Annotated in this window: 20 protein-coding genes and 1 tRNA gene; 12 read left to right on the forward strand and 9 right to left on the reverse strand. The window is 69.8% G+C overall.

Annotation, left to right across the window (positions count from 1 at the left end):
• Positions 1-81 precede the first annotated feature (81 nt).
• The 8 genes from ABZV77_RS21800 to ABZV77_RS21835 all read left to right on the forward strand — a co-directional run bounded on the left by ABZV77_RS21800 (position 82) and on the right by ABZV77_RS21835 (position 8,573).
• Positions 82-1,272 (forward strand): inositol-3-phosphate synthase, encoded by a 1,191-nt coding sequence (locus ABZV77_RS21800; protein ID WP_356260172.1) that lies wholly within the window; start codon positions 82-84, stop codon positions 1,270-1,272.
• Complete coding sequence (locus ABZV77_RS21805; RefSeq protein ID WP_356259227.1) at positions 1,269-2,303, forward strand: SCO3242 family prenyltransferase; 1,035 nt, start codon at positions 1,269-1,271, stop codon at positions 2,301-2,303. Before ABZV77_RS21800 ends, ABZV77_RS21805 begins: the two co-directional genes overlap by 4 nt.
• Positions 2,300-3,286, forward strand: a complete 987-nt coding sequence (locus ABZV77_RS21810; protein WP_356259229.1) for a sugar phosphate isomerase/epimerase family protein — start codon at positions 2,300-2,302, stop codon at positions 3,284-3,286. The genes ABZV77_RS21805 and ABZV77_RS21810 overlap by 4 nt, the downstream gene beginning before the upstream one ends.
• Complete coding sequence (locus ABZV77_RS21815) at positions 3,283-3,957, forward strand: EboA domain-containing protein (protein WP_356259232.1); 675 nt, start codon at positions 3,283-3,285, stop codon at positions 3,955-3,957. Before ABZV77_RS21810 ends, ABZV77_RS21815 begins: the two co-directional genes overlap by 4 nt.
• A gap of 8 nt (positions 3,958-3,965) precedes the next feature.
• Positions 3,966-4,817, forward strand: coding sequence for a TatD family hydrolase (locus ABZV77_RS21820; RefSeq protein WP_356259235.1), 852 nt, complete (start codon positions 3,966-3,968; stop codon positions 4,815-4,817).
• Positions 4,818-4,820: 3 nt separating this feature from the next.
• Complete coding sequence (gene eboE / locus ABZV77_RS21825; protein ID WP_356259238.1) at positions 4,821-5,990, forward strand: metabolite traffic protein EboE; 1,170 nt, start codon at positions 4,821-4,823, stop codon at positions 5,988-5,990.
• The gene (locus ABZV77_RS21830) at positions 5,987-7,363 is read left to right on the forward strand and encodes a nucleotide pyrophosphatase/phosphodiesterase family protein (RefSeq protein WP_356259240.1); all 1,377 of its coding nucleotides are present in this window, start codon (positions 5,987-5,989) and stop codon (positions 7,361-7,363) included. The genes eboE and ABZV77_RS21830 overlap by 4 nt, the downstream gene beginning before the upstream one ends.
• A 148-nt stretch (positions 7,364-7,511) precedes the next feature.
• A complete protein-coding gene (locus ABZV77_RS21835) occupies positions 7,512-8,573 on the forward strand; it encodes a sugar phosphate isomerase/epimerase (protein WP_356259242.1) in 1,062 nt (353 codons plus the stop codon).
• A gap of 70 nt (positions 8,574-8,643) precedes the next feature.
• On the opposite strand, the gene ABZV77_RS21840 is transcribed toward ABZV77_RS21835, so the two are convergent.
• The 5 genes from ABZV77_RS21840 to ABZV77_RS21860 form a co-directional block, all read right to left on the reverse strand.
• Positions 8,644-10,023: an OFA family MFS transporter gene (locus ABZV77_RS21840; protein WP_356259245.1), complete on the reverse strand. Its 1,380-nt coding sequence runs from the start codon at positions 10,021-10,023 to the stop codon at positions 8,644-8,646.
• A gap of 1 nt (position 10,024) precedes the next feature.
• Positions 10,025-11,413, reverse strand: coding sequence for an OFA family MFS transporter (locus ABZV77_RS21845; RefSeq protein ID WP_356259247.1), 1,389 nt, complete (start codon positions 11,411-11,413; stop codon positions 10,025-10,027).
• Positions 11,414-11,536: 123 nt separating this feature from the next.
• Positions 11,537-13,690, reverse strand: coding sequence for an acetate--CoA ligase family protein (locus tag ABZV77_RS21850; RefSeq protein ID WP_356259250.1), 2,154 nt, complete (start codon positions 13,688-13,690; stop codon positions 11,537-11,539).
• 3 nt (positions 13,691-13,693) lie between these two features.
• Entirely contained in the window at positions 13,694-14,923 is a 1,230-nt protein-coding gene (frc, locus tag ABZV77_RS21855; protein WP_356259252.1) for a formyl-CoA transferase, read from the reverse strand.
• Positions 14,924-14,938: 15 nt separating this feature from the next.
• Positions 14,939-16,624, reverse strand: coding sequence for a thiamine pyrophosphate-binding protein (locus ABZV77_RS21860; protein ID WP_356259255.1), 1,686 nt, complete (start codon positions 16,622-16,624; stop codon positions 14,939-14,941).
• Positions 16,625-16,823: 199 nt separating this feature from the next.
• Here ABZV77_RS21860 and sucC point away from each other — a divergent pair, with 199 nt between their 5' ends.
• The 3 genes from sucC to ABZV77_RS21875 all read left to right on the forward strand — a co-directional run bounded on the left by sucC (position 16,824) and on the right by ABZV77_RS21875 (position 20,549).
• A complete protein-coding gene (gene sucC, locus ABZV77_RS21865) occupies positions 16,824-17,954 on the forward strand; it encodes an ADP-forming succinate--CoA ligase subunit beta (protein WP_356259257.1) in 1,131 nt (376 codons plus the stop codon).
• 11 nt (positions 17,955-17,965) lie between these two features.
• A complete protein-coding gene (gene sucD / locus ABZV77_RS21870) occupies positions 17,966-18,838 on the forward strand; it encodes a succinate--CoA ligase subunit alpha (protein ID WP_356259260.1) in 873 nt (290 codons plus the stop codon).
• A 151-nt stretch (positions 18,839-18,989) separates the two neighbouring features.
• Positions 18,990-20,549: an aldehyde dehydrogenase family protein gene (locus ABZV77_RS21875; protein ID WP_356259262.1), complete on the forward strand. Its 1,560-nt coding sequence runs from the start codon at positions 18,990-18,992 to the stop codon at positions 20,547-20,549.
• Between the two features lie 154 nt (positions 20,550-20,703).
• On the opposite strand, the gene ABZV77_RS21880 is transcribed toward ABZV77_RS21875, so the two are convergent.
• Positions 20,704-22,047, reverse strand: a complete 1,344-nt coding sequence (locus ABZV77_RS21880) for a DUF2254 domain-containing protein (RefSeq protein WP_356259264.1) — start codon at positions 22,045-22,047, stop codon at positions 20,704-20,706.
• Between the two features lie 141 nt (positions 22,048-22,188).
• On the opposite strand from ABZV77_RS21880, the gene ABZV77_RS21885 reads away from it, so the two are divergent.
• Positions 22,189-22,273: transfer RNA gene (locus ABZV77_RS21885), tRNA-Leu, on the forward strand.
• Positions 22,274-22,439: 166 nt separating this feature from the next.
• Here the strand turns inward: ABZV77_RS21885 and ABZV77_RS21890 are convergent.
• The 3 genes from ABZV77_RS21890 to ABZV77_RS21900 are packed head-to-tail and all read right to left on the reverse strand — an operon-like array spanning position 22,440 to position 24,474.
• Entirely contained in the window at positions 22,440-23,063 is a 624-nt protein-coding gene (locus ABZV77_RS21890) for a TetR/AcrR family transcriptional regulator (RefSeq protein ID WP_356259267.1), read from the reverse strand.
• 44 nt (positions 23,064-23,107) lie between these two features.
• Positions 23,108-23,980 (reverse strand): NAD(P)H-binding protein, encoded by an 873-nt coding sequence (locus ABZV77_RS21895; protein WP_356259269.1) that lies wholly within the window; start codon positions 23,978-23,980, stop codon positions 23,108-23,110.
• Entirely contained in the window at positions 23,977-24,474 is a 498-nt protein-coding gene (locus tag ABZV77_RS21900) for a nuclear transport factor 2 family protein (protein WP_356259272.1), read from the reverse strand. The genes ABZV77_RS21895 and ABZV77_RS21900 overlap by 4 nt, the downstream gene beginning before the upstream one ends.
• Positions 24,475-24,562: the final 88 nt, after the last annotated feature.

Raw genomic sequence — 24,562 nt, forward strand, 5'->3', positions numbered from 1 at the left:
GTGTCCACATCCGCGACCTCTACATCTGCGCCCTCTACTCCTCCCCTCGGGACGCCGCCCGTCGGGCCCGTCGGCGTATGGCTGATCGGGGCCCGCGGCTCGGTCGCGACCACGGCCGTGGCGGGCTGCGCGGCCATCACCGCCGGACTCCACGCCCCCACCGGCATGGTCACCGAGACCCCGCCCTTCATGGACCGCGGCCTGCCGACGCTGTCCTCCCTCGTCTTCGGCGGACACGACACCACGAGCTGCCCCCTGCCCAAACGCGCCGAGGAACTCGCCGCAGGCGGTGTCCTGCCGCACGGCCTCCCCTCGGCGGTGCACGCCGAACTCGCCGCCGCCGACGCCGAGATACGTCCCGGCGGACCGCAGCCGGGCGACGCCCGCAGCGACGAGGAACTGATCGAAGCCTTCACCGCCGACCTCCTCGATTTCGTACGTCGCCGGGGACTGGCCCGCGCCGTGGTGGTGAACGTCGCCTCGACCGAACCACGCCCCGCGGACGGCGCCGAACGCCTCCCCGCCAGCTCCCTCTACGCGGCCGCCGCCCTGCGCGCAGGCTGCCCCTACGTGAACTTCACCCCCTCGACCGGCCTGCACCACCCCCACCTCACCGAGGCGGCACGCACCTCCGGCCTCCCCTACGCGGGCCGGGACGGCAAGACCGGCCAGACCCTGCTGCGCTCCGTGCTCGGCCCGATGTTCGCGCAACGAGCACTCGCCGTACGCGCCTGGTCGGGCACGAACCTCCTCGGCGGCGGGGACGGCGCCGCCCTGGCCGACCCCGCGGCCGCCGCGGCGAAGAACGCGGGCAAGGAACGCGTCCTGGCCGACACGCTGGGCTCCGCCCCCGAGGGCGAGGTCCACATCGACGACGTCCCCTCCCTCGGCGACTGGAAGACGGCCTGGGACCACATCGCCTTCGACGGCTTCCTCGGCACCCGCATGGTCCTGCAGACCACCTGGCAGGGCTGCGACTCGGCCCTCGCCGCCCCCCTGATCCTGGACCTCGCCCGCCTGACGTCCCGCGCCCACGAACGCGGCCTCTCCGGTCCCCTGCCCGCCCTCGCCTTCTACTTCAAGGACCCCGACGCGGGCGCCCCCGCGGCCCTGGGCGAGCAGTACGCGGCACTCCTGGACTTCGCGGAGCGGTTGGGGGGAGCCGCCCCCACCGGGCGGTCTGACCGTGCCCCGGAAAGCGGCCCGTCGGAAGGCGCTCCGTCGGAAGGCGGCCCGTCGGAAGGCGGCCCTTCGGAAGGTGAGTCCATATGAGCGCCGGGAACGCCTCCCGCGCCTGGGTCGAACTCCTCCGTGTCCCCGCCCTGTTCACCGTCCCCGGCGACGCCCTCGCCGGAGCGGCGGCGACCGGCCTGCGTCCCAACCACCGCACCCTCCTTGCCATCGGCTCCTCCCTCTGCTTGTACGAGGCCGGTATGGCCCTCAACGACTGGGCAGACCGCGCCGAGGACGCCGTCGAACGTCCCGAGCGCCCCCTGCCGTCCGGCCGCATCGCCCCACCCGCGGCCCTCGCCGCGGCAACTGCCCTCACCGCCGCGGGCCTCGCCCTCGCCTCCCGCGCGGGCCGCCCGTCCCTCGCCATGGCGGGAGCCCTGGCCGCAACGGTGTGGGCCTACGACCTAGGTCTCAAACACACGCCCGCAGGACCGGCAGCCATGGCCGCCGCACGCGGCCTGGACCTGCTCCTCGGCGCGACCGCCACGGTCGGCCAGAGCCAGAGCCAGAGCCAGAGGCAGGACCAGGGCCAGGGCTCGCGCGCCCGCTCCCGTGCCCGCGCCGCCGGGCCTTCGGCCGCTGCCCTCGCCGCCCACACCCTCGCCGTCACCGTGGTCTCCCGCCGCGAGGCCCAGGGCGGCTCCTCGGCCGCGCCCTTGGCCGCACTGGCAACGACGACGGCACTGGCCCGACTGATCGGCTCCACCCGCCCAGGTTTCGGCACCGGTTCCAGGGGCCGCCAGGGGTTTGGCGTCGGTGGTAGGGGAGAGCAGGTCCGCTCTCCGGGCCTGGACGGGCACGACCTCCGGACCACTGCCGTCACCGGCCGACAGGCGCTCCGCGGCGTCCTCGCGCTCGCCTACGTCGGGACCGCCGCCAAGCCCCTCTTCCACGCCGCCCTCAATCCGTCACCTCCCCTGACACAGCGCGCCGTCGGCGGCGGCATCCGCGCCATGATCCCGCTGCAGGCCGCGCTCGCCGCCCGCGCCGGAGCGGCGGGCACCGCCCTGCTGACCGTCGCCCTCGCCCCCGCCGCCCGGAAGTTCGCACGGAAGGTGAGCGTCACATGAGCGGAACAGCCCCGCAGCACCCCCTCCCGGCCGACGCGCGGCAAGGCGACGGGCTCCGCTTCGGCTACGGCACCAACGGGCTCACCGACCTCCGCCTCGACGACGCCCTCGGCCTCCTCGCCGACCTCGGCTATGCGGGCGTCGGCCTGACCCTCGACCACATGCACCTGGACCCCCTAGCTCCCGATCTCGCCTCCCGCACCCGTCATGTGGCCCGCCAGCTCGACCGCCTCGGCCTCACCGTCACCATCGAGACGGGCGCCCGCTACGTCCTCGACCCCCGCCGCAAACACGGCCCCTCTCTCCTGGACCCCGACCCGGAACGCCGGGCCGAGCGCGGCCGTCTGCTGATCCGCGCCGTCCAGGTCGCCGCCGACCTGGGCGCCCACGCCGTGCACTGCTTCAGCGGCATCACCCCGGCAGGCACCTCGGACGACGTCGCGTGGCGGCGCCTCGCCGACGCACTCGGCCCCGTACTCGACGCCGCGTCGGGCGCCGGAGTCCCGCTCGCAGTCGAGCCCGAGCCCGGCCACCTCCTCTCGTCCCTCGCCGACTTCCACCACCTGCGCCACGAGCTCGACGACCCCGACCCCGGACTCCTCGGCCTCACCCTCGACATCGGCCACTGCCAGTGCCTCGAACCCCTCCCTCCCGCAGACTGCGTACGCGCCGCCGCCCCCTGGCTGCGGCACGTCCAGATCGAGGACATGCGCCGCGGAGTCCACGAGCACCTGCCCTTCGGCGACGGAGAGATCGACTTCCCGCCCGTCCTGGCAGCACTCGCCGCCGCCGACTACCGAGGGCTGACCGTCGTCGAACTGCCCCGCCACTCCCACGCGGGCCCCGAACTCGCCACCCGCTCCATCGACTTCCTGCGCCGGGCACAAGCCGCCGTCCCGGTCACCGCAGCCGCCGGACCTGCCCCCACCTCCGTGACCGTTGCTGCCCCCGCCCCTGCGCCTGTCGAAGGAGGTACCCCGTGACCGACACCTCCGAGATCGCCGCCCTCCGCACCCACCTCGAAAGCGACCTGGGCGGAGCCGCCCGCGCCTGGCTCGACCAGGCCACCGCCGAGGCCGCCGCCCACGGAGGGCGACCCGAGCGGGACGGACCGGGGCCCAGCCCCACGTGGGAGCTGAGGTTCGCCGAGGCCGGACGCCGCTGCGGCCCCGACCACGCCGACGACGCCCGCATCCTGCTGCTGCACGCCGCGAACGCGACCCCGGACACCCTCGCCCGCGTCTACGCCCAGGGCACCGCGGCCGAACGCCGAGCCGTCCTGCAGGCACTGCCCCACCTGGTGGCGGGCCCCGACGCCCTGCCGCTGGTCGAGGACGCCCTGCGCACCAACGACACCAGCCTCGTTGCCGCTGCCGTCGGCCCCTACGCCGCCGCGCACCTCGCCTCGCACGACTGGCGTCACGCCGTCCTCAAGTGCCTGTTCACCGGTGTCCCGGTGGACGCCGTCGCCGACCTCCCCAGGCGCGCCCGCGGAGACGTCGAACTGGCCCGGATGCTCGGCGACTACGCGGCCGAGCGGTCCGCAGCCGGCCGAGCCGTCCCCGGCGACCTGCACCGCGCCCTGCGTCTGACCGCCCCCGAGTCCCCCGAGCCCCTCTCGGCCCCCGCGGGCCCTCTCACCGGCGAGGAGTAGGAGTCCTGATGCGCATCTTCGACCCCCACATCCACATGACGTCCCGCACCACCGACGACTATCAGGCGATGTACGCCGCCGGTGTCCGCGCCGTCGTGGAACCCGCCTTCTGGCTCGGCCAGCCACGCACCTCGCCGACCTCCTTCTTCGACTACTTCGACTCCCTCCTCGGCTGGGAACCCTTCCGCGCGGCCCAGTACGGCATTGCCCACCACTGCACGATCGCCCTCAACCCCAAAGAAGCGAACGACCCCCGCTGCACCCCCGTCCTCGACGAACTGCCCCGCTATCTCGTCAAGGACAACGTCGTCGCCGTCGGAGAGATCGGCTACGACTCCATGACCCCGGCCGAGGATGCCGCGCTCGCCACCCAGCTGCAGCTCGCCGCCGACCACGAGCTGCCCGCTCTCGTGCACACCCCGCACCGCGACAAGCTCACGGGCCTGCGCCGCACGATCGACGTGATCAGCGAGTCCGCCCTGCCCCTGGACCGCGTCCTGATCGACCACCTCAACGAGACCACCGTCAAGGAGGCCAAGGACAGCGGCTGCTGGCTCGGCTTCTCCGTCTATCCCGACACCAAGATGGACGAGGAACGGATGGTCGCGATCCTGCGCGACTTCGGGCCCGACCGGGTGCTGATCAACTCCGCCGCCGACTGGGGCAGGAGCGACCCCCTCAAGACCCGCAAGGTCGCCGACGCCATGCTGGCCTCCGGGTATGACGAGGACGACGTCGATCTCGTGCTGTGGCGCAACCCCGTGGCGTTCTACGGGCTCAGCGGCCGCCTCCAGCTCGATGTGCGAGAACCGGACGCCGCCACCCACGAAGGCAACTCCATCCTGCGCGGCGGGGCGTGACCCATGCGCTTCCGGCACCCCGACGGCTCCACCGTCCACCTCGCCTACTGCACCAACGTCCACCCGGCCGAGACCCTCGGCGGCGTGCTCGCCCAGCTCCGCGACCACTGCGAGCCCGTGCGCAAACGGCTCGGCAGGGACCGCATCGGCATCGGTCTGTGGCTCGCCAAGGACGCCGCAAGCGCCCTCATCACCGACCCCGCGGCGCTGCGAGGCCTGCGCACCGAACTCGACCGGCGTGGCCTGGAAGTCGTCACCCTCAACGGCTTCCCCTATGAAGGCTTCGGCGCGGAACAGGTCAAGTACCGCGTGTACAAGCCGGACTGGACCGATCCGGAGCGCCTCGGTCACACCACCGACCTGGCCAGGCTGCTCGCCGCGCTGCTCCCCGACGACGTCATCGAAGGCACCATCTCCACCCTTCCGCTCGCCTGGCGCACCCCCTTCGACGCCCCGCGTGCCGAGACCGCCCGAACGGCCCTCACCGCGCTGGCCCAACGCCTCGACGCCCTCGCCGAGCTGACCGGCCGCTCCATCCGCATCGGCCTCGAACCTGAGCCCGGCTGCACCGTCGAGACGACCGCCGACGCCATCGCTCCCCTCACCGCCGTCGGCCACGACCGCATCGGTGTCTGTGTCGACACCTGTCACCTCGCCACCTCCTTCGAAGATCCACAGACCGCCCTCGACGCCCTCGCCGCCGCAGGCGTCCCCGTCGTCAAGTCGCAGCTGTCCGCCGCGCTCCACGCCGAACACCCCCACCTCCCCGAGGTACGCGAAGCCCTCGCGGCCTTCGACGAACCCCGTTTCCTCCACCAGACCCGCACCCTGACCGGAGCCGGTCTGCGCGGCACGGACGACCTCGGCGAAGCACTCACCACCGACGCGCTGCCCGACACCGCCCCCTGGCGCGCCCACTTCCACGTCCCCCTCCACGCGGCCCCGGCCGCGCCCCTCACCTCCACGCTCCCCGTCCTCCAGGACGTCCTGACCCGGCTCGTCGGCGGGCCCGTCCCCCTCACCCGCCATCTCGAGGTCGAGACCTATACCTGGCAGGCACTCCCGCCCGCGCTGCGTCCGCGCGGCCGCCCCCAGCTCGCCGAGGGCATCGCCGCGGAACTCTCCCTCGCCCGCGACCTCCTGACCGACCTCGGCCTCAAGGAACTCCCATGACCCCGACCCCCTTGCTGGTTCTCGACGTCGTCGGCCTCACCCCGCGCCTTCTCGACCACATGCCGCACCTCAAAGCGCTCGGCCAGGCCGGGTCCAGAGCGCCGCTCGGCACCGTCCTGCCCGCCGTCACCTGCGCCGCACAGTCCACCTTCCTGACCGGCACCACCCCCGCCGAGCACGGCATCGTCGGCAACGGCTGGTACTTCCGCGAGCTCGGCGACGTACTCCTGTGGCGTCAGCACAACGGGCTTGTCTCCGGCGACAAGCTGTGGGACGCCGCCCGTCGCGCGCACCCCGGCTACACCGTGGCCAACGTCTGCTGGTGGTACGCCATGGGCGCCGACACCGACTTCACCATCACCCCCCGCCCCGTCTACTACGCCGACGGCCGCAAAGAGCCCGACTGCTACACCCGGCCCCCGGCCCTCCACGACGAACTCACCGAGAAACTCGGTACGTTCCCCCTCTTCCACTTCTGGGGTCCCGGCGCCGACATCGTGTCCAGCCGCTGGATCGTGGACGCGACCCGGCACATCATCGACACCCGCCACCCCGACCTTGCCCTGTGCTACCTCCCTCACCTCGATTACGACCTGCAGCGCTTCGGCCCCGACGACCCGCGCTCCTTCCGCGCGGCCGCCGAGCTGGACGCGACCGTCGCGCCGCTCCTGGACGACGCGAAGGCGGAGGGCAGGACCGTCGTCGCGCTGTCCGAGTACGGCATCACCCGGGTGAACCGTCCCGTCGACATCAACCGGGTCCTGCGCCGCGCGGGTCTGCTGGAGGTGCACACCCAGGACGGCATGGAGTACCTCGACCCGATGGCATCCAGGGCCTTCGCCGTCGCCGACCACCAGATCGCCCACATCTACGTCCGCCGCCCGGAAGACCTCGAAGCCACCCGCGCCGCCCTCGCGGACGTCCCCGGCATCGAGCAACTCCTCGACGACGAAGGCAAGAAGGACCACCATCTGGACCATCCGCGCTCCGGCGAGCTCGTCGCCGTCGCGGAGCCGGACGCCTGGTTCACGTACTACTACTGGCTCGACGACGCCCGCGCGCCCGACTTCGCGCAGCTCGTCGAGATCCACCGCAAACCCGGCTACGACCCCGTCGAGCTCTTCATGGACCCCCAGGACCCGTACGTCCGCGTCAAGGCCGCGGGCGCGCTGGCCCGGAAGAAGCTCGGCATGCGCTATCGCATGGCGGTCGTGCCCCTGGATCCGTCACCTATTCGCGGCAGCCATGGCCGCCTGCCCACGAGCGAGGACGAAAGTCCGCTCATTCTGTGCTCCACCCCCCGCGCCGTCAGCGGCCGCGTCGCGGCCACCGATGTGAAATCGCTCCTGCTCGACCTCGCGGGTCTGCGGTGATGTCCACCGACCCGCGTCGCTGAATCTGCTTGATCTCCACTGAACCAGACAGCTCGGGCCCTGGCATCAGGGCCCGACCCTCAGTGATCCCTGATCCGTTCTTCGAACCCATCCCTGACGCGCCCCTGATGCCCACGAGGAGAACCGCATGAGCCGCAAGCCGACCTCCACCGATCCTGAACTCGCCCGCAGACTCAGCCGACGCGGCGCGCTCGGTGTGGCTGCCGGAGCCACTGCCGCGGCGCTCGTCGGGGCAGCCGCCCCCACTGCCTCGGCAGCCCCGACCGCCTCAGCGGCCGCAGGCAAGGGGCACGGCCATCTCGTCCTGCCGCCGGGGCGCCTCGGCATCCAGCTCTACAGCCTGCGCGACAAGGTCTCCACCGTCGGATTCGCGCCCGTCTTCGCCGAGTTGGAACAATACGGATACGACGAGATCGAATTCGCCGGATACACCCAGGGCTCGGCGGGCGCCATCACCCTCGCCCAGCTCAAGGCGCTGGCCCGCGACCACGGCCTGAATCCCATCGGGTCCCACGTCGGCTATTACGACGACAACAATCCCAACGCGTACACCTTCGCGCAGAACCTCACCAAGGTCCTGGACGAGGCGGAGGCCCTCGGCCTGAAGCACATCGGCACCGCCTCGGGCCCCTTCCGCTACGGCACCACGGTCGACGCCTGGAAGCGTGCGGCGGAGGACTTCAACACGTACGGCGAAGCGGCCCGCAAGCGCGGCATGAAGTTCTACCAGCACAACCACGCCGAGGAGTTCTCCTTCGCCACCGACAAACCGAAGGTCCGCCTCTACGACGTGCTCCTTGCCGAGACCGACCCCGACTTCGTCTACCTGGAGATGGACATCTACTGGGCGTTCAGCGCCCAGTTCCGCTTCGGCAAGCGGGTCGACGGCACCCCGGCCCCCTTCCACCCGCTCGACTACGTACTGAAGCAGCCCCACCGCTATCCCCTGTTCCACGTCAAGGACGGCATCCGCGACGAGAGCACCCGCGACGGCTATCGCATGACGGATGTCGGTGACGGCGACATCGACTACAAGAAGTTCCTGTCGAAGGTGACCGCACGCACCCACCAGGGCCGGCGGTACCACCACTGGCAGACCGAGCACGACAACCCGGTCGAGTCGTATGCCTTCGCCCGCAAGTCCAGCGAGCACCTGCACTCGCTGCGCTCCGGCCGTTGCGGCGACTGATCGCATGACGGCGTGGATGGGCCCTCCTGCCCGGAAGCGGGAGGGCCCATCCACTAGCGGTCGGGGGCCGCTAGACCAGAACTCCACGCACGCGTGGTGCTTCCGGCTGCCGCAGCAGCAAGGAGAGGCCTGCCGCGATCAGCGACACGACACCTGCGGTCACATAGGCGCCGATGTACCCCCAGGAGTCCACGACCATCGCGCCCAAACCGCCGCCGAACAGCCCGGACACGAGCTTCGCGCTGTACACCATGCCGTAGTTGGAGGCGTTGTTGTTCTCTCCGAAGTAGTCCGGTACCAGGGCCGCGAACAGGGGATAGAACGCGCCGCCCGCGAAGCCGGAGAGGAAGGCGAAGACGAGGAACAGGGGCTGGTTGCCGATTTCGCCGGCCCACAGCACGCCGAACTGCGCCACCGCGAGCACCAGACAGACGTACGTCAGGGTCGGTTGCCTGCCCAGACGGTCCGAAAGCCAGCCGACCACCCCGCGGCCCGTTCCGTTGATCACCGACATGACGCCCATCGACGATGCCGCGATGAGTGGCCCGAAGCCCATCTCCTTCGCGAAGGGAACCTGGAAGGAGATCCCGAAGATGGACACTCCGGCGCAGCAGAGCATGCACACCCACATCAGGGGGATCACGCCGGTGTGCAGCGCCTCTCCGGGAGTGAACTGCCGGACAGCGGGTGGGTTCTTGGCCAGGGCCATCGCGGTGCGGGGGTCGCCGCCGCGCCGCAGCGGGTCCACCTCGGCAGGCCACCAGTTCTTCGGCGGATCCTTGAAGAACAGCCCCGCCACCAGCGTCACGGCGAGCACGTAGAAGCCGACGAGGTCCAGCACGGTGCGGTAGTTGGACGTGTCGAAGCCGTACGAGAACAGGAAGATGAACGGCACCGCTCCGTAGGCGAATCCGCCGTTGACGAAGCCTGTCTTGCCGCCGCGTCGCTCGGGATACCACTTGCCGACCATGTTCACGCAGGTCGAGTAGATCAGCCCGGACCCGACGCCGCCGAGCAGGCCGAAGCCGACCATGGCGGCTGCCACGTTAGGGGCGTGGCTGAGGCTGACGAAGCCGAGCAGCGACAGGACCGAGCCCGTCAGCATGGCCGCCCTGCTGGTCAGGATGCCCTTCTCGCGCAGCTTGCCCGCAGGGAAGGAGACCCCGGCCTGGAAGAAGATCCAGACGCTGAGCACCCAGAACGTGTTCGACGACGTCCAGTGGTGCGCGGCGGACAGGGTGTCCTCGGCCGCTCCGAAGGCGTACTCGAAGACGCTGATGGCGAGCATGGCCACCCAGGGCAGCGCCACCATCGTCCAGCGGGGGCGGCCGAGGATCTCCCGGTCGCTCTCGCCGATGCGGTAGACGCGCCCGCGCGCGTCCTTGAGCTCTCTGTACGGCGCGTCGTGATCGGCCGACGCGTTGGGTCCGGCGATGGGCTCCGCCGTCATGTCAAGCCATCTCCTCACCGAGAGGTTGCGGATTGGGGCTGATGTTCTTGGAATTCGGCCTGCCGGGTTGCGACAGGAAGAGTGCGATGAATCCGGCGAACAGGGATATCGAGCCGGCCAGGGTGAATGCGCCGGTGTGGCCCCAGTGGCTGACCACCACGGCCCCCATGCCGGAGCCAAGGAGTCCGGAAACGAGCTTCGAGCTGTAGACCAGGCCGTAGTTGGAGGCGTTGTTGTTCTCGCCGAAGTAGTCCGCCGTCATGGCCGCGAACATCGGGAAGATGGCGCCGCCGCCGAAGCCGGAGATGCTGGAGAAGATCAGGAAGAGCGGGAGGTTCTGGATTTCGGCGGCCCACAGGATGCCGTACTGCGCCAGGCCGAGGACGATGCAGACGAAGATCAGGCAGCGTTTCCGTCCGTAGCGGTCCGAGAGCCAGCCGATGACACCGCGGCCCGTGCCGTTGACGACGGCTTTCAGTGACATCGCCGTGGCGACGATTCCGCCTGCGAAACCGGCCTCCTCGCCGATGTCCACCTGGAATGCGATTCCGAAGATGTTCACGCCCGATGTGCACAGCAGGCAGAACCACATCAGCGCCACCCGGCCGGTCTGCCACGCCTCCCTGGGGGTGTACTGCCGGACGGCGGGCGGGTTCATGCGCAGGGCGCGCCGTGCCCGTGGGTCGTCCGGCGGGCGCAGCGGGTCCACATCCGCGGGCCACCAGTTCTTCGGGGGGTCCTGGAAGAAATGGCCCGCGGACGCGACCATCTTGGCGAGGAGAATGCCCGCCGAGACCAGGACCCAGCGGAAGTTCGACAGGTCCATATAGCCGGTGAAGAGAAAGACGAACGGCACCGATCCGTAGGCGAATCCGCCGTTGACGAATCCGGTCTTGCCGCCCTTCCTCTCCGGATACCACTTGCCGACCATGTTCACGCACGTCGCGTAGACCATGCCGGCACCCATACCGCTGAACATGCCGAAACCGAGGTAGGCGACGACCACGTGCGGGGCGAAAGCGAGCGACAGATATCCCAGGAGTGTGCCGAGCGCACCGAGCATCATCGCCCAGCGTGCCGGGAGCTTTCCGCTCTCCCGGAGCTTGCCCGCCGGAAAGGCCACCGCCGCCTGGAAGAAGACCCAGACGCCAAGCATCCAGAAGATGTGCAGGCTGCTCCACTGGTGCGCGGTGTGCAGGGTGTCCTCGGCGGAGGCGAACGCGTACTCGGCCGAGCTGATGCCCATCATGCCCACCCACGGCAGGATGACCATCCACTTGCGCTTGCGGCCCATGATGTCGATGTCGGTCTCGCCGACGCGGTACATCCGGCCGTTGACGTCCCTCACCTCCCGGTAGGGGACGGTCGTTCGTATGTCGGTGGTCGTCATCTCGCTCAGCACCCCTTGCGTCGGAAAGATCCTGGCCAGCGCCCCCTGTCCCGTCCCTTCCGTGTGCGCACGGGTCCCGGGACCGGCCGTCGCGCACCGCCGGCCGGCCCCGAACCGTTCACCTCATCGACCGCCCCCCAACAGCCCGGCCGCCCGTGCCCACCGGTACTTGGCGCCGAGCGCGGCGACCGGCTTCTCGGTCGTGTACGGGTACGCCACGACTCCTCGCTCGAAGAGGTACTGGCAGGCCTCCTCCACCTCGACGTCGCCCGCCAGCGATGCCACCACGGGCTTCTCGATGCCGCGCGCACGGAACTCCGCCACCACGCGGGCCGTCAGTTCGGCGAAGACCATGGGAGGGGTCACGATGGTGTGCCAGTAGCCGAGCACGAGGGCGTGGATGCGCGGGTCCTCCAGACCGAGCCTGATCGTCGCCTCGTACGTCGACGGCGGCTCGCCGCCCGTGATGTCCACGGGGTTCCCCGCGGCCCCGAAGGGCGGGATGAACGCCTTGAAGGCCGCGTCCAGGTCCTCCGGGATGTCCATCAGCCGCAGGCCGTTGTCGGTCACCGCGTCGGAGAGCAGCACGCCCGAGCCGCCCGCGCCGGTGATGATGACGATGTCGTCGCCCTTCGGGGTGGGCAGGACCGGCAACGCGCGCGCGTACTCGAGCATTTCGTTGAGCCCCGGTGCCCGGATGACACCCGCCTGCTTGAGGATGTCGTCGTACACGGCGTCATCTCCGGCGAGCGCGCCCGTGTGCGACCCGGCGGCCTTGGCACCCGCCGCCGTGCGCCCTGCTTTGAGGACCACTACCGGCTTCTTCGGGACGGTCGCGCGGGCGGCCTCCACGAAGGCGCGGCCGTCCTTGAGGTCCTCCAGGTGCATGGCGATGCACTGCGTTTGGGGGTCCTCGCCGAACCACGTGAGGAGGTCGTCCTCGTCCAGGTCGGACTTGTTGCCGAGCCCGACGATCGCCGAAACCCCTGTCTTCGTGGTCCGTGCGAAACCGAGGATCGCCATGCCGATGCCGCCCGACTGGCTCGTCAGCGCCACCGGGCCCTTCACGTCGTACGGGGTGCAGAACGTGGCGCACAGGTCCTGCCACGTCGAGTAGTAGCCGTAGATGTTGGGGCCGAGGAGCCGCACGCCGTGCCGTTCGCCTATGGCCACGATCTCGTCCTGGAGGGCGTGCTCGCCCGTCTCCGCGAAGCCGGACGGGATCAGGACCGCATTGGGTACGCCCTTGCGGCCGACCTCCTCCAGGGCTGACGCGACGAACTTGGCGGGGATCGCGAAGATCGCCACATCCACCTCGCCCGGAACGTCCGTGACACTCTTGTACGCCTTGCGGCCCAAGATGTCATCGGCTCTGGGATTCACCGGATGGATCTCTCCGGAGAAGCCGCCGTCGATGAGGTTGCGCATCACCGAATTGCCGATCTTCCCCGCCTCGTTGGAGGCGCCGATGACCGCTACGGAGCGGGGCCGCATGAGTCGGCGCATGGAGGCGAGCATCTCCGCGCGCGTGTAGGTGCGCCGTGCCTTGGGCGCTCCTTCGGAGAGGATGATGCGGACATCCGCCGCGAGCGCGCCGTGCGGTGTGGCGATGACCGGGTTGAGGTCGACCTCGGCGATCTCCGGGAAGTCGGTGACCAGTTGGGAGACCCGGCGGATCTGCTCGGCGAGGGCCCACCGGTCCACCGGCTGCGCACCGCGCACTCCGCGCAGGATCTCCGCCGCCCGGATCGAGTCGAGCATGGAGACCGCCTCGTCGGCGTCCACGGGCGCCAGACGGAAGGTGACGTCCTTGAGCACCTCCACGAGCACTCCGCCGAGCCCGAAGGCGACGATCTTCCCGAAGGTCGGGTCGGTCACCGCCCCCACGATGACCTCCTGGGCCGATGGACCGCCCGGCAGCAGCTCCTGTACCTGGACGCCCTCGATACGGGCCTGAGGTGCGTACGCGCGGGCGTTCTCGACGATGCGGTGGAAGGCGGCCCGGACATCGGCGGCGCCTTCCACACCGACCACCACGCCGCCCGCGTCGGTCTTGTGCAGGATGTCCGGGGAGACGATCTTCATGACGACGGGACCGTCGAAGTGGGAGGCGTGCGCCACGGCCTGGTCCACGTCGGTCGCCAGCTCCTCGCCCGGTACGGCGATCCCGTAGGCGTCCGCGATCACCTTGCCCTCGGGGGCGGTCAGCGACGTACGTCCTTCGGCGCGCACCGCGTCTAGGAGCGCGCGCACCCTCAGCAGGCGGTCTTCGGCCATCACTCAGATCACCCCGTTCGACTTGAGCAGCCGGACTTCCTCGTCGCCGAGGCCGAGCTCGCCGATGTACACCTGTTCGTTGTGCTCGCCCAGCAGTGGCGAGCTGTGCACGTCCACGGGGGAGTCGGAGAGCTTCAGCGGGGAGCCGACCGTGGTGAAGGTGCCCCGCTCGGGGTGCGCGACCTCGACGACCATCTCGTTGGCGACCAGTGAGGCGTCCTCGATGATCTCCTTGGTGGAGAGAATCGGGCCGCAGGGAATGTTGTGCGCGTTGAGCCGCTCCAGTACGTCCCACTTGGGCAGGGTCGAGGACCACTCCTCGATGAGCTGGAACATCTTGCCGAGCTTCGGGAGCCGCGCCTCCGGAGTCGCCCAGTCGGGGTCCTCGGCCAGCTCGGGACGCCCGATGAGCTCGGTGAGCGGCTGCCAGCCCACGGGCTGCACGATGACGTACACGTAGTCGTTCGGGCCGCCGGGAGCGCACTTGACGGCCCACCCGGGCTGTCCGCCGCCGGAGGCGTTCCCGGAGCGCGGGACCTCGTCTCCGAAGTCCTCGTTCGGGTACTCCGCGAGCGGTCCGTGGGCGAGCCGCTGCTGATCGCGCAGTTTGACCCGGCACAGGTTCAGCACGGCGTGCTGCATCGCCACATTCACGCGCTGGCCGCGACCGGTGTTCTCCCTCTGGAAGAGGGCGGCGAGAATCGCCGCGACGGCGTGGATGCCGGTCCCGGAGTCGCCGATCTGGGCGCCCGTGGCGAGCGGTGGGCCCTCCTCGAAGCCGGTGGTCGACATGGAGCCGCCCATGGCCTGGGCGACTACTTCGTAGGCCTTGAAGTTGGTGTAAGGGCCTTCTCCGAAGCCTTTGATCGAGGCGTAGACGATGCGCGGGTTGATCTCCTGGATGCGGTCCCAGGTGAAGCCCATCCGGTCCACGGCACCGGGGCCGAAGTTCTCCACCATCACGTCGGACCGTCGGATCAGCTCCGTCAGGAGCTCCTTGCCTCGCTCGGTCTTGGTGTTGAGGGTGATGCTCTTCTTGTTGCAGTTGAGCATCGTGAAGTACAGGGAGTCGACGCCGGGGAGGTCACGCAGCTGCTTGCGCGTGATGTCCCCGGAGGGCGCTTCCAGCTTCACCACGTCCGCGCCGAGCCAGGCGAGCAGCTGGGTGGCGGAGGGGCCGGACTGGACGTGTGTCATGTCGAGGACGCGAATGCCTTCGAGAGCCTTGGTCATGGCCGTCAGGGCTCCTCACTTGTACATGGTCTGGTTCATGGTTCCGGGGGCGTAGGCGTCCGGGTCGACCCATACGTTGATGAGCGAGGGTTTGCCGGACTCGCGGGCGCGGCGCAGGGCCGGGCCTATGTCGGCGGAGTCGCGGACCTCTTCGCCGTGGCCGCCGAGCATCTGGGCGAACTTGTCGTAGGGGACATCGCCGAGGGTGTTGCCGACGCGCTCGCGCTCCTTTCCGTACTTGGCCTGCTGGCCGTAACGGATCTGGTTCATCGAGGAGTTGTTGCCGATGACGCCGACGAAGGGGAGGTCGTAGCGCACGAGGGTTTCGAAGTCCCAGCCGGTGAGACTGAAGGCGCCGTCTCCGAAGAGCGCCACCACGTCCTTCTCGGGCCTGGCCTGCTTGGCGGCGAGTACGAAGGGGATGCCGACACCGAGGGTGCCGAGCGGGCCGGGGTCCATCCAATGGCCGGGCGACTTGGGCTGGACGACCTGACCGGAGAAGGTCACGATGTCGCCGCCGTCGCCGATGTAGAGCGAGTCTTCTGTGAGGAAGTCGTTGATTTCGCTCACCAGGCGGTACGGGTGGATGGGCGAGGCGTCGGACTTCAGGTGCGGCAGGCGCTTCTCGACGGCGGTCTGCTCGGCGGCGCGGAGTTCGTCGATCCATTCTTTGCGGCGGGAGGCTCCGCCGTTGACGCGTCCGGACGCGGCTTCGGTGACCGACTTCAGGATCAGGCCGGCGTCCCCGACGATGCCGAGGTCGACGTCCCTGTTCTTGCCGACGGTGCGGTAGTCGAGGTCGATCTGGACGACGGTGGCATCCGGGGACAGCCGCTTTCCGTATCCCATGCGGAAGTCGAAGGGCGTGCCCACGATGACGATGAGGTCGGCGTTGGAGAAGGCGTAGCGCCGGGAGAGCTGGAAGTGGTGCGGGTCTCCCGGCGGCAGTGTGCCGCGGCCTGCCCCGTTCATGTAGGCGGGCACGTTGAGGGCGCGTACGAGTTCGACGGCCGCCTCGGTGCCCCGGGTCGTCCACACCTGGCTGCCGAGCAGGATGGCGGGCTTCTCCGCGTGCACGAGAAGGTCGGCGAGTTTCTCGACGGCCTCGGGGTCACCGGGCGAACGGGTGGAGGCGCGGTAGTGCCCGGCCTTGGGGACGCGGGCCCTGTCGGCAGGGACCTTGGCGTCGAGGACGTCGCGGGGGATCTCCAGGAAGGACGGGCCGGGGGCGCCGTGGTAGCACTCGCGGAACGCCATGGACACCATGTCGGCCGCGCGTGCGGTGTCCGGCACCGTGGCGGCGAACTTCGTGATCGGCGTCATCATGTCGACGTGTGGGAGGTCCTGGAGGGACCCCATCTTGTGCTGTGTGTGCGCGCCTTGGCCGCCGATCAGCAGCATGGGGGACTCCGCGCGAAAGGCGTTCGCCACGCCGGTGACGGCGTCGGTCGTGCCGGGGCCCGCCGTGACCACCGCACAGCCGGGCTTGCCCGTGACGCGTGCATAGCCGTCGGCCGCGTGGGCCGCGACCTGCTCGTGCCGCACGTCGACGACGTCGATGCCCTCGTCGACGCAGCCGTCATAGATGTCGATGATGTGGCCGCCGCAGAGGGTGTAGATGACCTCCACGCCTTCCGCTTTGAGTGCTTTGGCGACCAGGTGTCCACCGGAGATTTCGTTCTGGCTGGAGTCGTCGGGCATGGCGAAGTCCTGTCCCTTCGTAGGGGAGTTGGAGTGCGCTCACACGCGTTCGGGGGCGCCCTCGCGATAGATTGCATACAGTCGACGAATACTGTATGAAGCTTGTTATCCCGCATCCCGTGAGTGGTGTCCAGGGGGCGTGCGCCATTTTTAGCCGCCGGGGGACACCCCCGGTCGGACGCAGCGGTCAGGAGCCGAAATGGATCTTTTCGAGCACCAGGCAAGGCAACTCTTCGCAGACCACGGCATCTTGGTGCCGCGTGCCGAGGTCGCCCACACGGCCAAGGAGGCACGGGCTGCCGCGGAACGCCTCGACGGCCGCGTCGTCGTCAAGGCCCAGGTCAAGACCGGAGGGCGAGGCAAGGCGGGCGGGGTGAAGCTCGCCGCGGACCCCGCGGCGACGGAGATCACCGCACGCCAGATCCTCGGCATGGACATCAAGGGCCACACCGTGCGCGCCGTGATGGTGGCTCACCCCGTCGACATCGCGGCAGAGTTCTACGTCTCCTATGTACTGGACCGGGCCGCCGGACGCTTCCTCGCGATCGCCTCGGCCGAAGGCGGCACCGAGATCGAGGAGGTGGCGGCGGGCCGCCCCGAAGCGGTGGCACGCATCCCGATCGCCCCCGCGGAAGGGGTGACACAGGAGAAGGCCGCCGACATCGCGGCCGCCGCGGGCCTCCCACCCGAAACAGCCGACACCTTGGTCAAACTCTGGCGCGTTCTGATCCACGAGGACGCCCTCCTCGTAGAGGTCAACCCGCTCGTCCGCACGGACGGCGGCGACATCCTCGCCCTCGACGGGAAGATCACGCTCGACGACAACGCCCGCTTCCGTCAGACGCGGTGGGGCGCACAGCCCGAGACGTACGACCAGGAACTGGAAGCGACCGCCGCGGCCAAGGGCCTCAACTACGTGAAGCTCGACGGCGAGGTCGGCATCATCGGCAACGGCGCCGGACTCGTCATGTCGACGCTCGACGTCGTCGCAGGCTGCGGCGCCCGCCCCGCCAACTTCCTCGACATCGGAGGCGGCGCCTCAGCCGAGGTCATGGCGGACGGCCTCACCGTCATCCTCTCCGACTCCTCCGTCAGGTCCGTCTTCGTGAACGTCTTCGGCGGCATCACCGCCTGTGACGCCGTGGCCGACGGCATCGTCCAGGCCCTGGAGACGGTCCGATTGACCAAGCCCCTGGTCGTCCGCCTGGACGGCAACAACGCCGCCCGCGGCCGCGCGATCCTCGACGGCCGCGCCCACCCCCTCGTGCAGCAGGCCACCACGATGGACGACGCGGCCCGCCGGGCCGCCGACCTCGCCAACGCGCGGTAAGGAGCACGGACATGGCGATCCACCTCACCAAGGAGAGCAAGGTCCTCGTCCAAGGTATGACCGGCGCCGTCGGCATGCAGCACACCCGTCGCATGCTCGCCGCGGGCACGGACATCGTCGGCGGCGTCAACCCCCGCAAGGCGGGCCGCACCGTCGATTTCGACGAACGCGCCGTCCCCGTCTTCGGATCGGTCGGCGACGCGATGGCCGCCACGGGCGCCGACACCACGGTCGTCTTCGTGCCGCCCGCCTTCACCAAGGCCGCCGTCATCGAAGCAGCCGACGCCGGAATCGACCTCGCCGTCGTCATCACGGAGGGCGTCCCCGTCCACGACTCCGTCGCCTTCCTCTCGTACGCGAAGGAGCGCGGCACCCGTGTCATCGGCCCCAACTGCCCAGGGCTGATCACCCCCGGGCAGTCCAACGCGGGCATCATCCCCGCCGACATCACCAAGCCGGGCCGCATCGGCCTCGTCTCGAAGTCCGGCACCCTCACCTACCAGCTCATGTACGAGCTCCGCGACATCGGCTTCTCGACGTGCGTCGGCATCGGTGGCGACCCCGTCGTGGGCACCACACACATCGACTGCCTCGACGCCTTCCAGGACGACCCCGAAACCGAACTCATCGTCCTCATCGGCGAGATCGGCGGCGACGCCGAGGAACGCGCGGCCGCATACATCAAGGCCTCCGTCACCAAGCCCGTCGTCGCCTACATCGCCGGATTCACCGCTCCCGAAGGCAAGACCATGGGCCACGCCGGAGCGATCGTCTCCGGCTCGTCGGGCACCGCACACGCCAAGAAGGCGGCGCTCGAGGCCGTCGGCGTGCGGGTCGGCGACACCCCGACCGAGACCGCACGACTGGTGCTCGACCTGCTGTGACCTCTCTCCGTCTCCCACGACGAGACGAACTCCCGCGATCTCCCGCGATCTCCCGCGACCTTTCGCGATCTCCCGTGATCTCCCGCGAACTCTGTGACGCCCTGTGATGTCCCTCCCGCCCCGACCGTGCACCGTGAGCGGAGACAACCGGATGACACCCCGAAGCACCCACCGAGACGTCAAGACCCTCAAGTCCGGAACCGCCTGGTCCGACACCTGGCAGCGCTGCCTCGCCGCCGCGCCCGAGGCCTTCCGCGACGGCTGCGTGCTGAACCTGTGGAACGGCACCTGGCAGGCGGACGGCCGACCTCTGCCCGCGACGAGCCCCGTCGACGGCACCCCCATCGCGGGCCCGCCCCGGCTCGATTCCTACACCGCCCGCCGAGCCGTACGCGCCGCACTCGACCAGCACCGCGCTTGGCGGCACACCCCGCTGCCCGAACGCCGCGCACGCATCGCCGCCACCCTCGACTCCCTCGCCCGGCACCGGGAGTTGCTCGCGCTGCTCCTCGTCTGGGAGATCGGCAAGCCCTGGCGGCTCGCGCAGACCGATGTCGACCGGGCCGTCGACGGCGTGCGTTGGTACGTCGACGGCATCGACGCGATGCTCGACGGCAGGGCCCCGCTCGACGGCCCCGTCTCCAACATCGCGAGCTGGAACTATCCGATGAGCGTGCTCGTTCACACCATGCTGATACAGGCATTGGCAGGAAACGCGGTCATCGCCAAGACCCCGACCGACGGCGGCGTCGCCTGCCTGACCCTCGCCTGTGCCCTCGCCGCCCGCGAAGGACTGCCCGTCACCCTCGTCAGCGGCAGCGGCCGCGAGCTGTCCGAACCACTGGTGCGCGCACCCGAGATCGGCTGCGTCTCCTTCGTCGGCGGCCGCGACACGGGCGCCGCCGTGGCCACGGCCGTCGCCGACCTCGGCAAGCGGCACATCCTCGAACAGGAAGGACTGAACACCTGGGGCATCTGGAACCACAGCGACTGGGACGCGCTCGCCGCGCACGTCCCCAAGCTCTTCGACTACGGCAAACAGCGCTGCACCGCGTACCCGCGCTTCGTCGTCCAGCGTGACCTCTTCGACGAATTCCTCGCCGCCTACCTACCGGCGGTCCGCACCGTCCGCGTCGGACACCCGCTCGCGGTCGCACACCCCGAGGACCCGTTCCCCGACCTCGACTTCGGACCGTTGATCAACGCTGCCAAGGCCAAGGAACTCGCCGACCAGGTCTCCGAAGCCGTGGACCGGGGTGCCGTCCCGCTGTACCGCGGCGCCGAGAACACGGGACGTTTCCTGCCGGGCCAGGACACGGACGCGTACCTCCACCCGGTCACGCTCCTCAACCCGCCACCGTCCTCACCCCTGCACCACGCGGAGCCGTTCGGCCCCGTCGACACGATCGTCCTCGTCGACACCGAGGCGGAGCTCCTCGCCGCCATGAACGCGTCGAACGGTGCGCTCGTCGCGACGCTCTCCACCGACGACCCGGCCACGTACGAACGCCTTGCGCCCCAGATCCGTGCCTTCAAGACAGGCCGGGGCAAGCCACGCTCGCGCGGCGACCGCGAGGAGCTCTTCGGAGGGTTCGGCGCGTCCTGGCGTGGCGCGTTCGTGGGCGGCGAGCTGCTGGTCCGTGCCGTCACGCAGGGGCCTGCGGGCGAGCGGCTGCCGGGGAACTTTCCTAGCAGCCATCGCGTGGTGTGACGGGGCGACGGGGCGGGGCCAGGTGGTGCGGGGCGGGCGCGGGGCCAGGCGGGGCGAAGGAGCGCGTTCACTGGTGCTGGTGCTGGTGCCGGTGAACGCGGCTGGCACACCCACAGCCCCGCACACCCGCACACCCGCACGCCCCGTGCTCCGATCAGCCGATCCCCTGGCGGTCCGGCAGGAGGGCGAACGTTCGGTCCGCCGCCTCCGGTACTGAGCGTTCCACGGCCTGGGCGAGGAGCTCGCGGTGTCGTAGGAGGGGCTCGCGTCGTTCCTCGGGGACGAGGAGCAGCAGGTCGTCGAGCCCGGCGAGCATGCGCCGGGTCACCTGGGGGTTGCCGATCGCGGCTCCTCTGATCTCGGTGAAGCCCAGATCGGCGAGGGCGGTCCAGTCCGGCACCGACTGCACGAGCCGAAGTGCGCCGCGCCGGTCCCGGTGCCCGAGCGCACCCAAGGGGTAGGGGGCGATCGACGCGAGGAACTGCACGATGCGGTCCAGGGCCTGCACGGCGGTCGTCGGATCGTTGACCGCGGGGGACAGGGCACGCAGCGCGATGTCGGAGAGTTGTCGCAGGCCGAACGCGAGATCCTGGTGGAAGGTGCGCTCCACGCCCACGGACACGGTGTAGCCGAGAGCTCGCCGGGACGGTGCCGCCCCGCCGTGCACCGTGAACACAGGCGTCCCCGGCACCACGAAGTCCCCGATCCGGGGGATCAGCCGCAGTACGACCCCCTGCCGCCGGGCCGCGCGCACGGCCCGCGCGATGTTCACGTCCCGCAGCACGCCCGCCCGGCCCAGATGCTTGACCCGGGCGGTCTCCGGCCCGAGCTGCTCCGTGTCCACCGGGAGCTCCGTGGGCTGCTTCACGGCCACCCGGAACGACTCGCGGGCGATCCTGTCGATCACGAAGCCGATCCGCATCATCCGGACCGTCCCGTTCACGTAGGCCACGAACAGCAGCAGGCTCAGCAGCACCATCGCCATCGCGAGCACCGCCTCGACCAGCGGCACGCTCGTCAGGAGGCGGGGGTCCCGCTCGCTGTCGAACGAGGTGAGCGTCAGCAGGGAGAAGAGGAACGTCGCCATGAAGACGGTGAGCGTGATCTTGGTGATGCGGGACCGTACGTACAGCCGCACCACCCGCGGGCTGAACTGGCCGCTGGCCATCTGCACGGCCACGAGGGAGATGCTGAAGACGACACCGATGAAGGTCATCATGGCGCTGCCGATGGTGCTGATCACCGCCTTCGCGTCGTCGGCGATCCCCATCAGGTCCTTGATCTGGTCGTAGTCCCCGGAGTCCTGCAGCGCCGCAACGATCTCCGAGTCCAGCTCCGCCGCGACCCACCACAGGAGGATGGCCCCCAGCAGCCCCGCGGTCGGCGCGAACCACATGGTGTCCCGCAGGTGCTCGCGGAGAGGGGACAGCATCCGGGGGCGGCGCACCTTCACGTCGCCGAGCCTTCCGGTCCCGTCGGTAATCAACCCGTCACTCATGGTGAGACTGTAGGCGGGGTGGTGCGGGGAGCTGCGGATCCCGTGGTCGGCGTGCGGATACGCAGGTGAAAGGCACTCCGAAACCTTGGTATTGTTGTCCATGTCGCCGCGGGGAACACACCGCACGGCGGCAGACACCTAGTCCGGGTGGCGGAATGGCAGACGCGCTAGCTTGAGGTGCTAGTGCCCTTTATCGGGCGTGGGGGTTCAAGTCCCCCCTCGGACACAGAGCAGACATAGAGCAGAGCGGCGGACGGTTCGCGAAATCGTCCGGAAGCTTTCACGAGATGCCGGTGAGTCGTTACGACTCACCGGTTTTTTGTTGTCTCCGGGCCGTCGGGCCGGGTGGTCGGGGTGAGTGGTCGGGCCGGGTGCTGCGCCGCACGTGCGGACTACTGACGGGGCGTCTCCGGCTGCGCTCCCAGCGCACGGATCAGCATGTCGACGAGCGAGTCCAGGAACTCCTGGCCCACGGGCAGGCGACGCACTGTCAGGCGCCAGAAGATCGGAGCGGCCAACAGGTCGAGCATGAGTTCGCGATCGACGTCCTCCGGGAGTTCCCGCCGGGCGACCGCCCGGTCGATGAGGGCTTCGCCTCTCTCGCGCCGGGGGTCTCCCACATTCGCGGTGAGCGCTTCGGCGAGTTCTTCGTTGCGCAGCGCCTCGGCGACCACGTCGGGGAGGATCCGACCGAACCTGGGGTCGTCCAGCCATGACAGAACCGCGGCGAGCACGGCCCGGAGATCGCCCCGCAGTGACCCGGTGTCGGGAGTTTCCGCGAGCGGGACGCTGAGCTGGGACAGGGCGGAAACCGCCAGAGCGCTCTTGGACGGCCAGCGACGGTAGAGCGCGCTCTTTCCCACCCCGGCGCGTTTGGCGACAGCTTCCATCGAGAAGCGTCCGAAACCCTTTGCCGCGAGCTCGTCCAGGGCGATGTCGACGATTGCTTCCGTCAACTCCAACTGGAGCACCGCGGCACCGGTGGGCTTCCTCTTCTCACGGTCTCCGGGCTCCATGGCGGGGAGCCTAACATTTGGACGGTACCGTTCCGACCATATGGTCAGGGCGTGAGCAGCTTGTCCCGGTGTTCGCTCATGAACTCCTTGAGGGAGCGCGGTGGGCGGCCGGTGAAACGGCTGACGGTATCGGCCACGAAGTCGTTCTGACCGGTACGGATGAGATCGTCGAGACTGGCCAGCGAGGCGGAGAAGTCTGCGGGGTAGCCGGAATCGACGTACTGCCGCACCCGCTGTTCGACGCTGACCGCGATGTGCCGGATCGGCTTGCCGGTGGCCTCGGTGAGGACGGCCGCCGCATCGTCATAGCTGATCGACTCCGGCCCGGTGACGAAGAACTCGCTGTTGTGCGCGGCATCGTCGACGAGGAGAGCGGCAGCGGTGGCACCGATGTCCCCGGCGTCGACGAACGCCTGCTTCCCGCTGCCGGTCGCGGTGACGAACTCCTGCGAGGAGCGGATCGCTTCCGCGAGCGGGTGCCTGCCGACGAAGTTCTGCATGAACCACGACGGCCGGAGCACCGCCCATTCCGGCATGACGGACTGGACGAGCGAAGCCACCTGTCCCAGGCCCGGGTCGCCTGTCCGGACGGCCGATGAACTGAGGAACACCGCCCGCCGCACCCCGGCCCGCCGCGCCTCGGCGAGAAAGGCCTCGACCGGCGGGACGGGGTCGGCCACGCCGACCGGCGCGATGAGGTAGATGCGGTCCACCCCGGCCACAGCCGTCGCGTAGGTGCCCGGGTCGGACCAGTCGAACCTCACGTGGTCAGTGCCGGTGCTCCGGACGTCCTTCGTCGAGGTGGTGCGGATCGGCACCCCGGAGCTGGGCGCCCCGGAGCCCCGCAAGCTCTTCGCCACCGCGCCGCCCGTGTTTCCGCTGGCGCCGAGCACCAGGATCCTAGGTGTCGCGTTCATGACTGCTCCTGCGCGGTGAGGATCTCGGTGAGGGGCTTCTCGCCGGTGACGGCGTCCACGATCTGGGGCAGGGATCCCAGTGCGTGGCCGGCGGCCAGCGGATTCCAGTAGTCCTTGTAGGACACGATGCCCTGCTCGCCCACGCGGATCACTCCGACGTAGTCGATGTCGTACCGTCGGCCGGTGGCCAGTGCGGTCCCGCCCACGCCCCACTCGACGATCATCACGTCCGGGTCGGCCGTCTCGTGGCGCGTCTGATGGCGGATGCTCTGCAGGTCGACGTGGTCGGCATAGGAGCGCACGTACTCCCTGACCTCCTCGCGGCCGCTCAGGTTCGCATGACCCGGAGGGGCGAAGGGGAACTCCATGACGCCGTCAGGGGCCCACAAGTCCGCGAAACCCATCATGTCGTGCGCCAGGAGCACTTCGTGCATGCGGTCCATGACGTCATGGACGCGCTGGCGACGGGCAGCGGCGTCGAGTCGCTCAGCCATCACAACCTCCTCGTTCCGGCCGGTCTTCACCGGCCATCTGGACGGTACCGTCCCGTCCAGATTTTGACCATACGTTGCCGGTGTCGTC

This window comes from Streptomyces sp. NPDC004732, assembly GCF_040609235.1.
In the GTDB taxonomy this organism is placed as follows: domain Bacteria; phylum Actinomycetota; class Actinomycetes; order Streptomycetales; family Streptomycetaceae; genus Streptomyces.

Excerpts from the sequence above, each read along its gene's own strand:
- ABZV77_RS21805 (WP_356259227.1), top strand. The coding sequence starts at position 1,269 with ATGAGCGCCGGGAACGCCTCCCGCGCCTGGGTCGAACTCCTCCGTGTC.
- ABZV77_RS21810 (WP_356259229.1), top strand. The coding sequence starts at position 2,300 with ATGAGCGGAACAGCCCCGCAGCACCCCCTCCCGGCCGACGCGCGGCAA.
- ABZV77_RS21820 (WP_356259235.1), top strand. The coding sequence starts at position 3,966 with ATGCGCATCTTCGACCCCCACATCCACATGACGTCCCGCACCACCGAC.
- eboE (WP_356259238.1), top strand. The coding sequence starts at position 4,821 with ATGCGCTTCCGGCACCCCGACGGCTCCACCGTCCACCTCGCCTACTGC.
- ABZV77_RS21830 (WP_356259240.1), top strand. The coding sequence starts at position 5,987 with ATGACCCCGACCCCCTTGCTGGTTCTCGACGTCGTCGGCCTCACCCCG.
- ABZV77_RS21835 (WP_356259242.1), top strand. The coding sequence starts at position 7,512 with ATGAGCCGCAAGCCGACCTCCACCGATCCTGAACTCGCCCGCAGACTC.
- ABZV77_RS21840 (WP_356259245.1), bottom strand. The coding sequence starts at position 10,023 with ATGACGGCGGAGCCCATCGCCGGACCCAACGCGTCGGCCGATCACGAC.
- ABZV77_RS21845 (WP_356259247.1), bottom strand. The coding sequence starts at position 11,413 with ATGACGACCACCGACATACGAACGACCGTCCCCTACCGGGAGGTGAGG.
- ABZV77_RS21850 (WP_356259250.1), bottom strand. The coding sequence starts at position 13,690 with ATGGCCGAAGACCGCCTGCTGAGGGTGCGCGCGCTCCTAGACGCGGTG.
- frc (WP_356259252.1), bottom strand. The coding sequence starts at position 14,923 with ATGACCAAGGCTCTCGAAGGCATTCGCGTCCTCGACATGACACACGTC.
- ABZV77_RS21860 (WP_356259255.1), bottom strand. The coding sequence starts at position 16,624 with ATGCCCGACGACTCCAGCCAGAACGAAATCTCCGGTGGACACCTGGTC.
- sucC (WP_356259257.1), top strand. The coding sequence starts at position 16,824 with ATGGATCTTTTCGAGCACCAGGCAAGGCAACTCTTCGCAGACCACGGC.
- sucD (WP_356259260.1), top strand. The coding sequence starts at position 17,966 with ATGGCGATCCACCTCACCAAGGAGAGCAAGGTCCTCGTCCAAGGTATG.
- ABZV77_RS21875 (WP_356259262.1), top strand. The coding sequence starts at position 18,990 with ATGACACCCCGAAGCACCCACCGAGACGTCAAGACCCTCAAGTCCGGA.
- ABZV77_RS21880 (WP_356259264.1), bottom strand. The coding sequence starts at position 22,047 with ATGAGTGACGGGTTGATTACCGACGGGACCGGAAGGCTCGGCGACGTG.
- ABZV77_RS21890 (WP_356259267.1), bottom strand. The coding sequence starts at position 23,063 with ATGGAGCCCGGAGACCGTGAGAAGAGGAAGCCCACCGGTGCCGCGGTG.
- ABZV77_RS21895 (WP_356259269.1), bottom strand. The coding sequence starts at position 23,980 with ATGAACGCGACACCTAGGATCCTGGTGCTCGGCGCCAGCGGAAACACG.
- ABZV77_RS21900 (WP_356259272.1), bottom strand. The coding sequence starts at position 24,474 with ATGGCTGAGCGACTCGACGCCGCTGCCCGTCGCCAGCGCGTCCATGAC.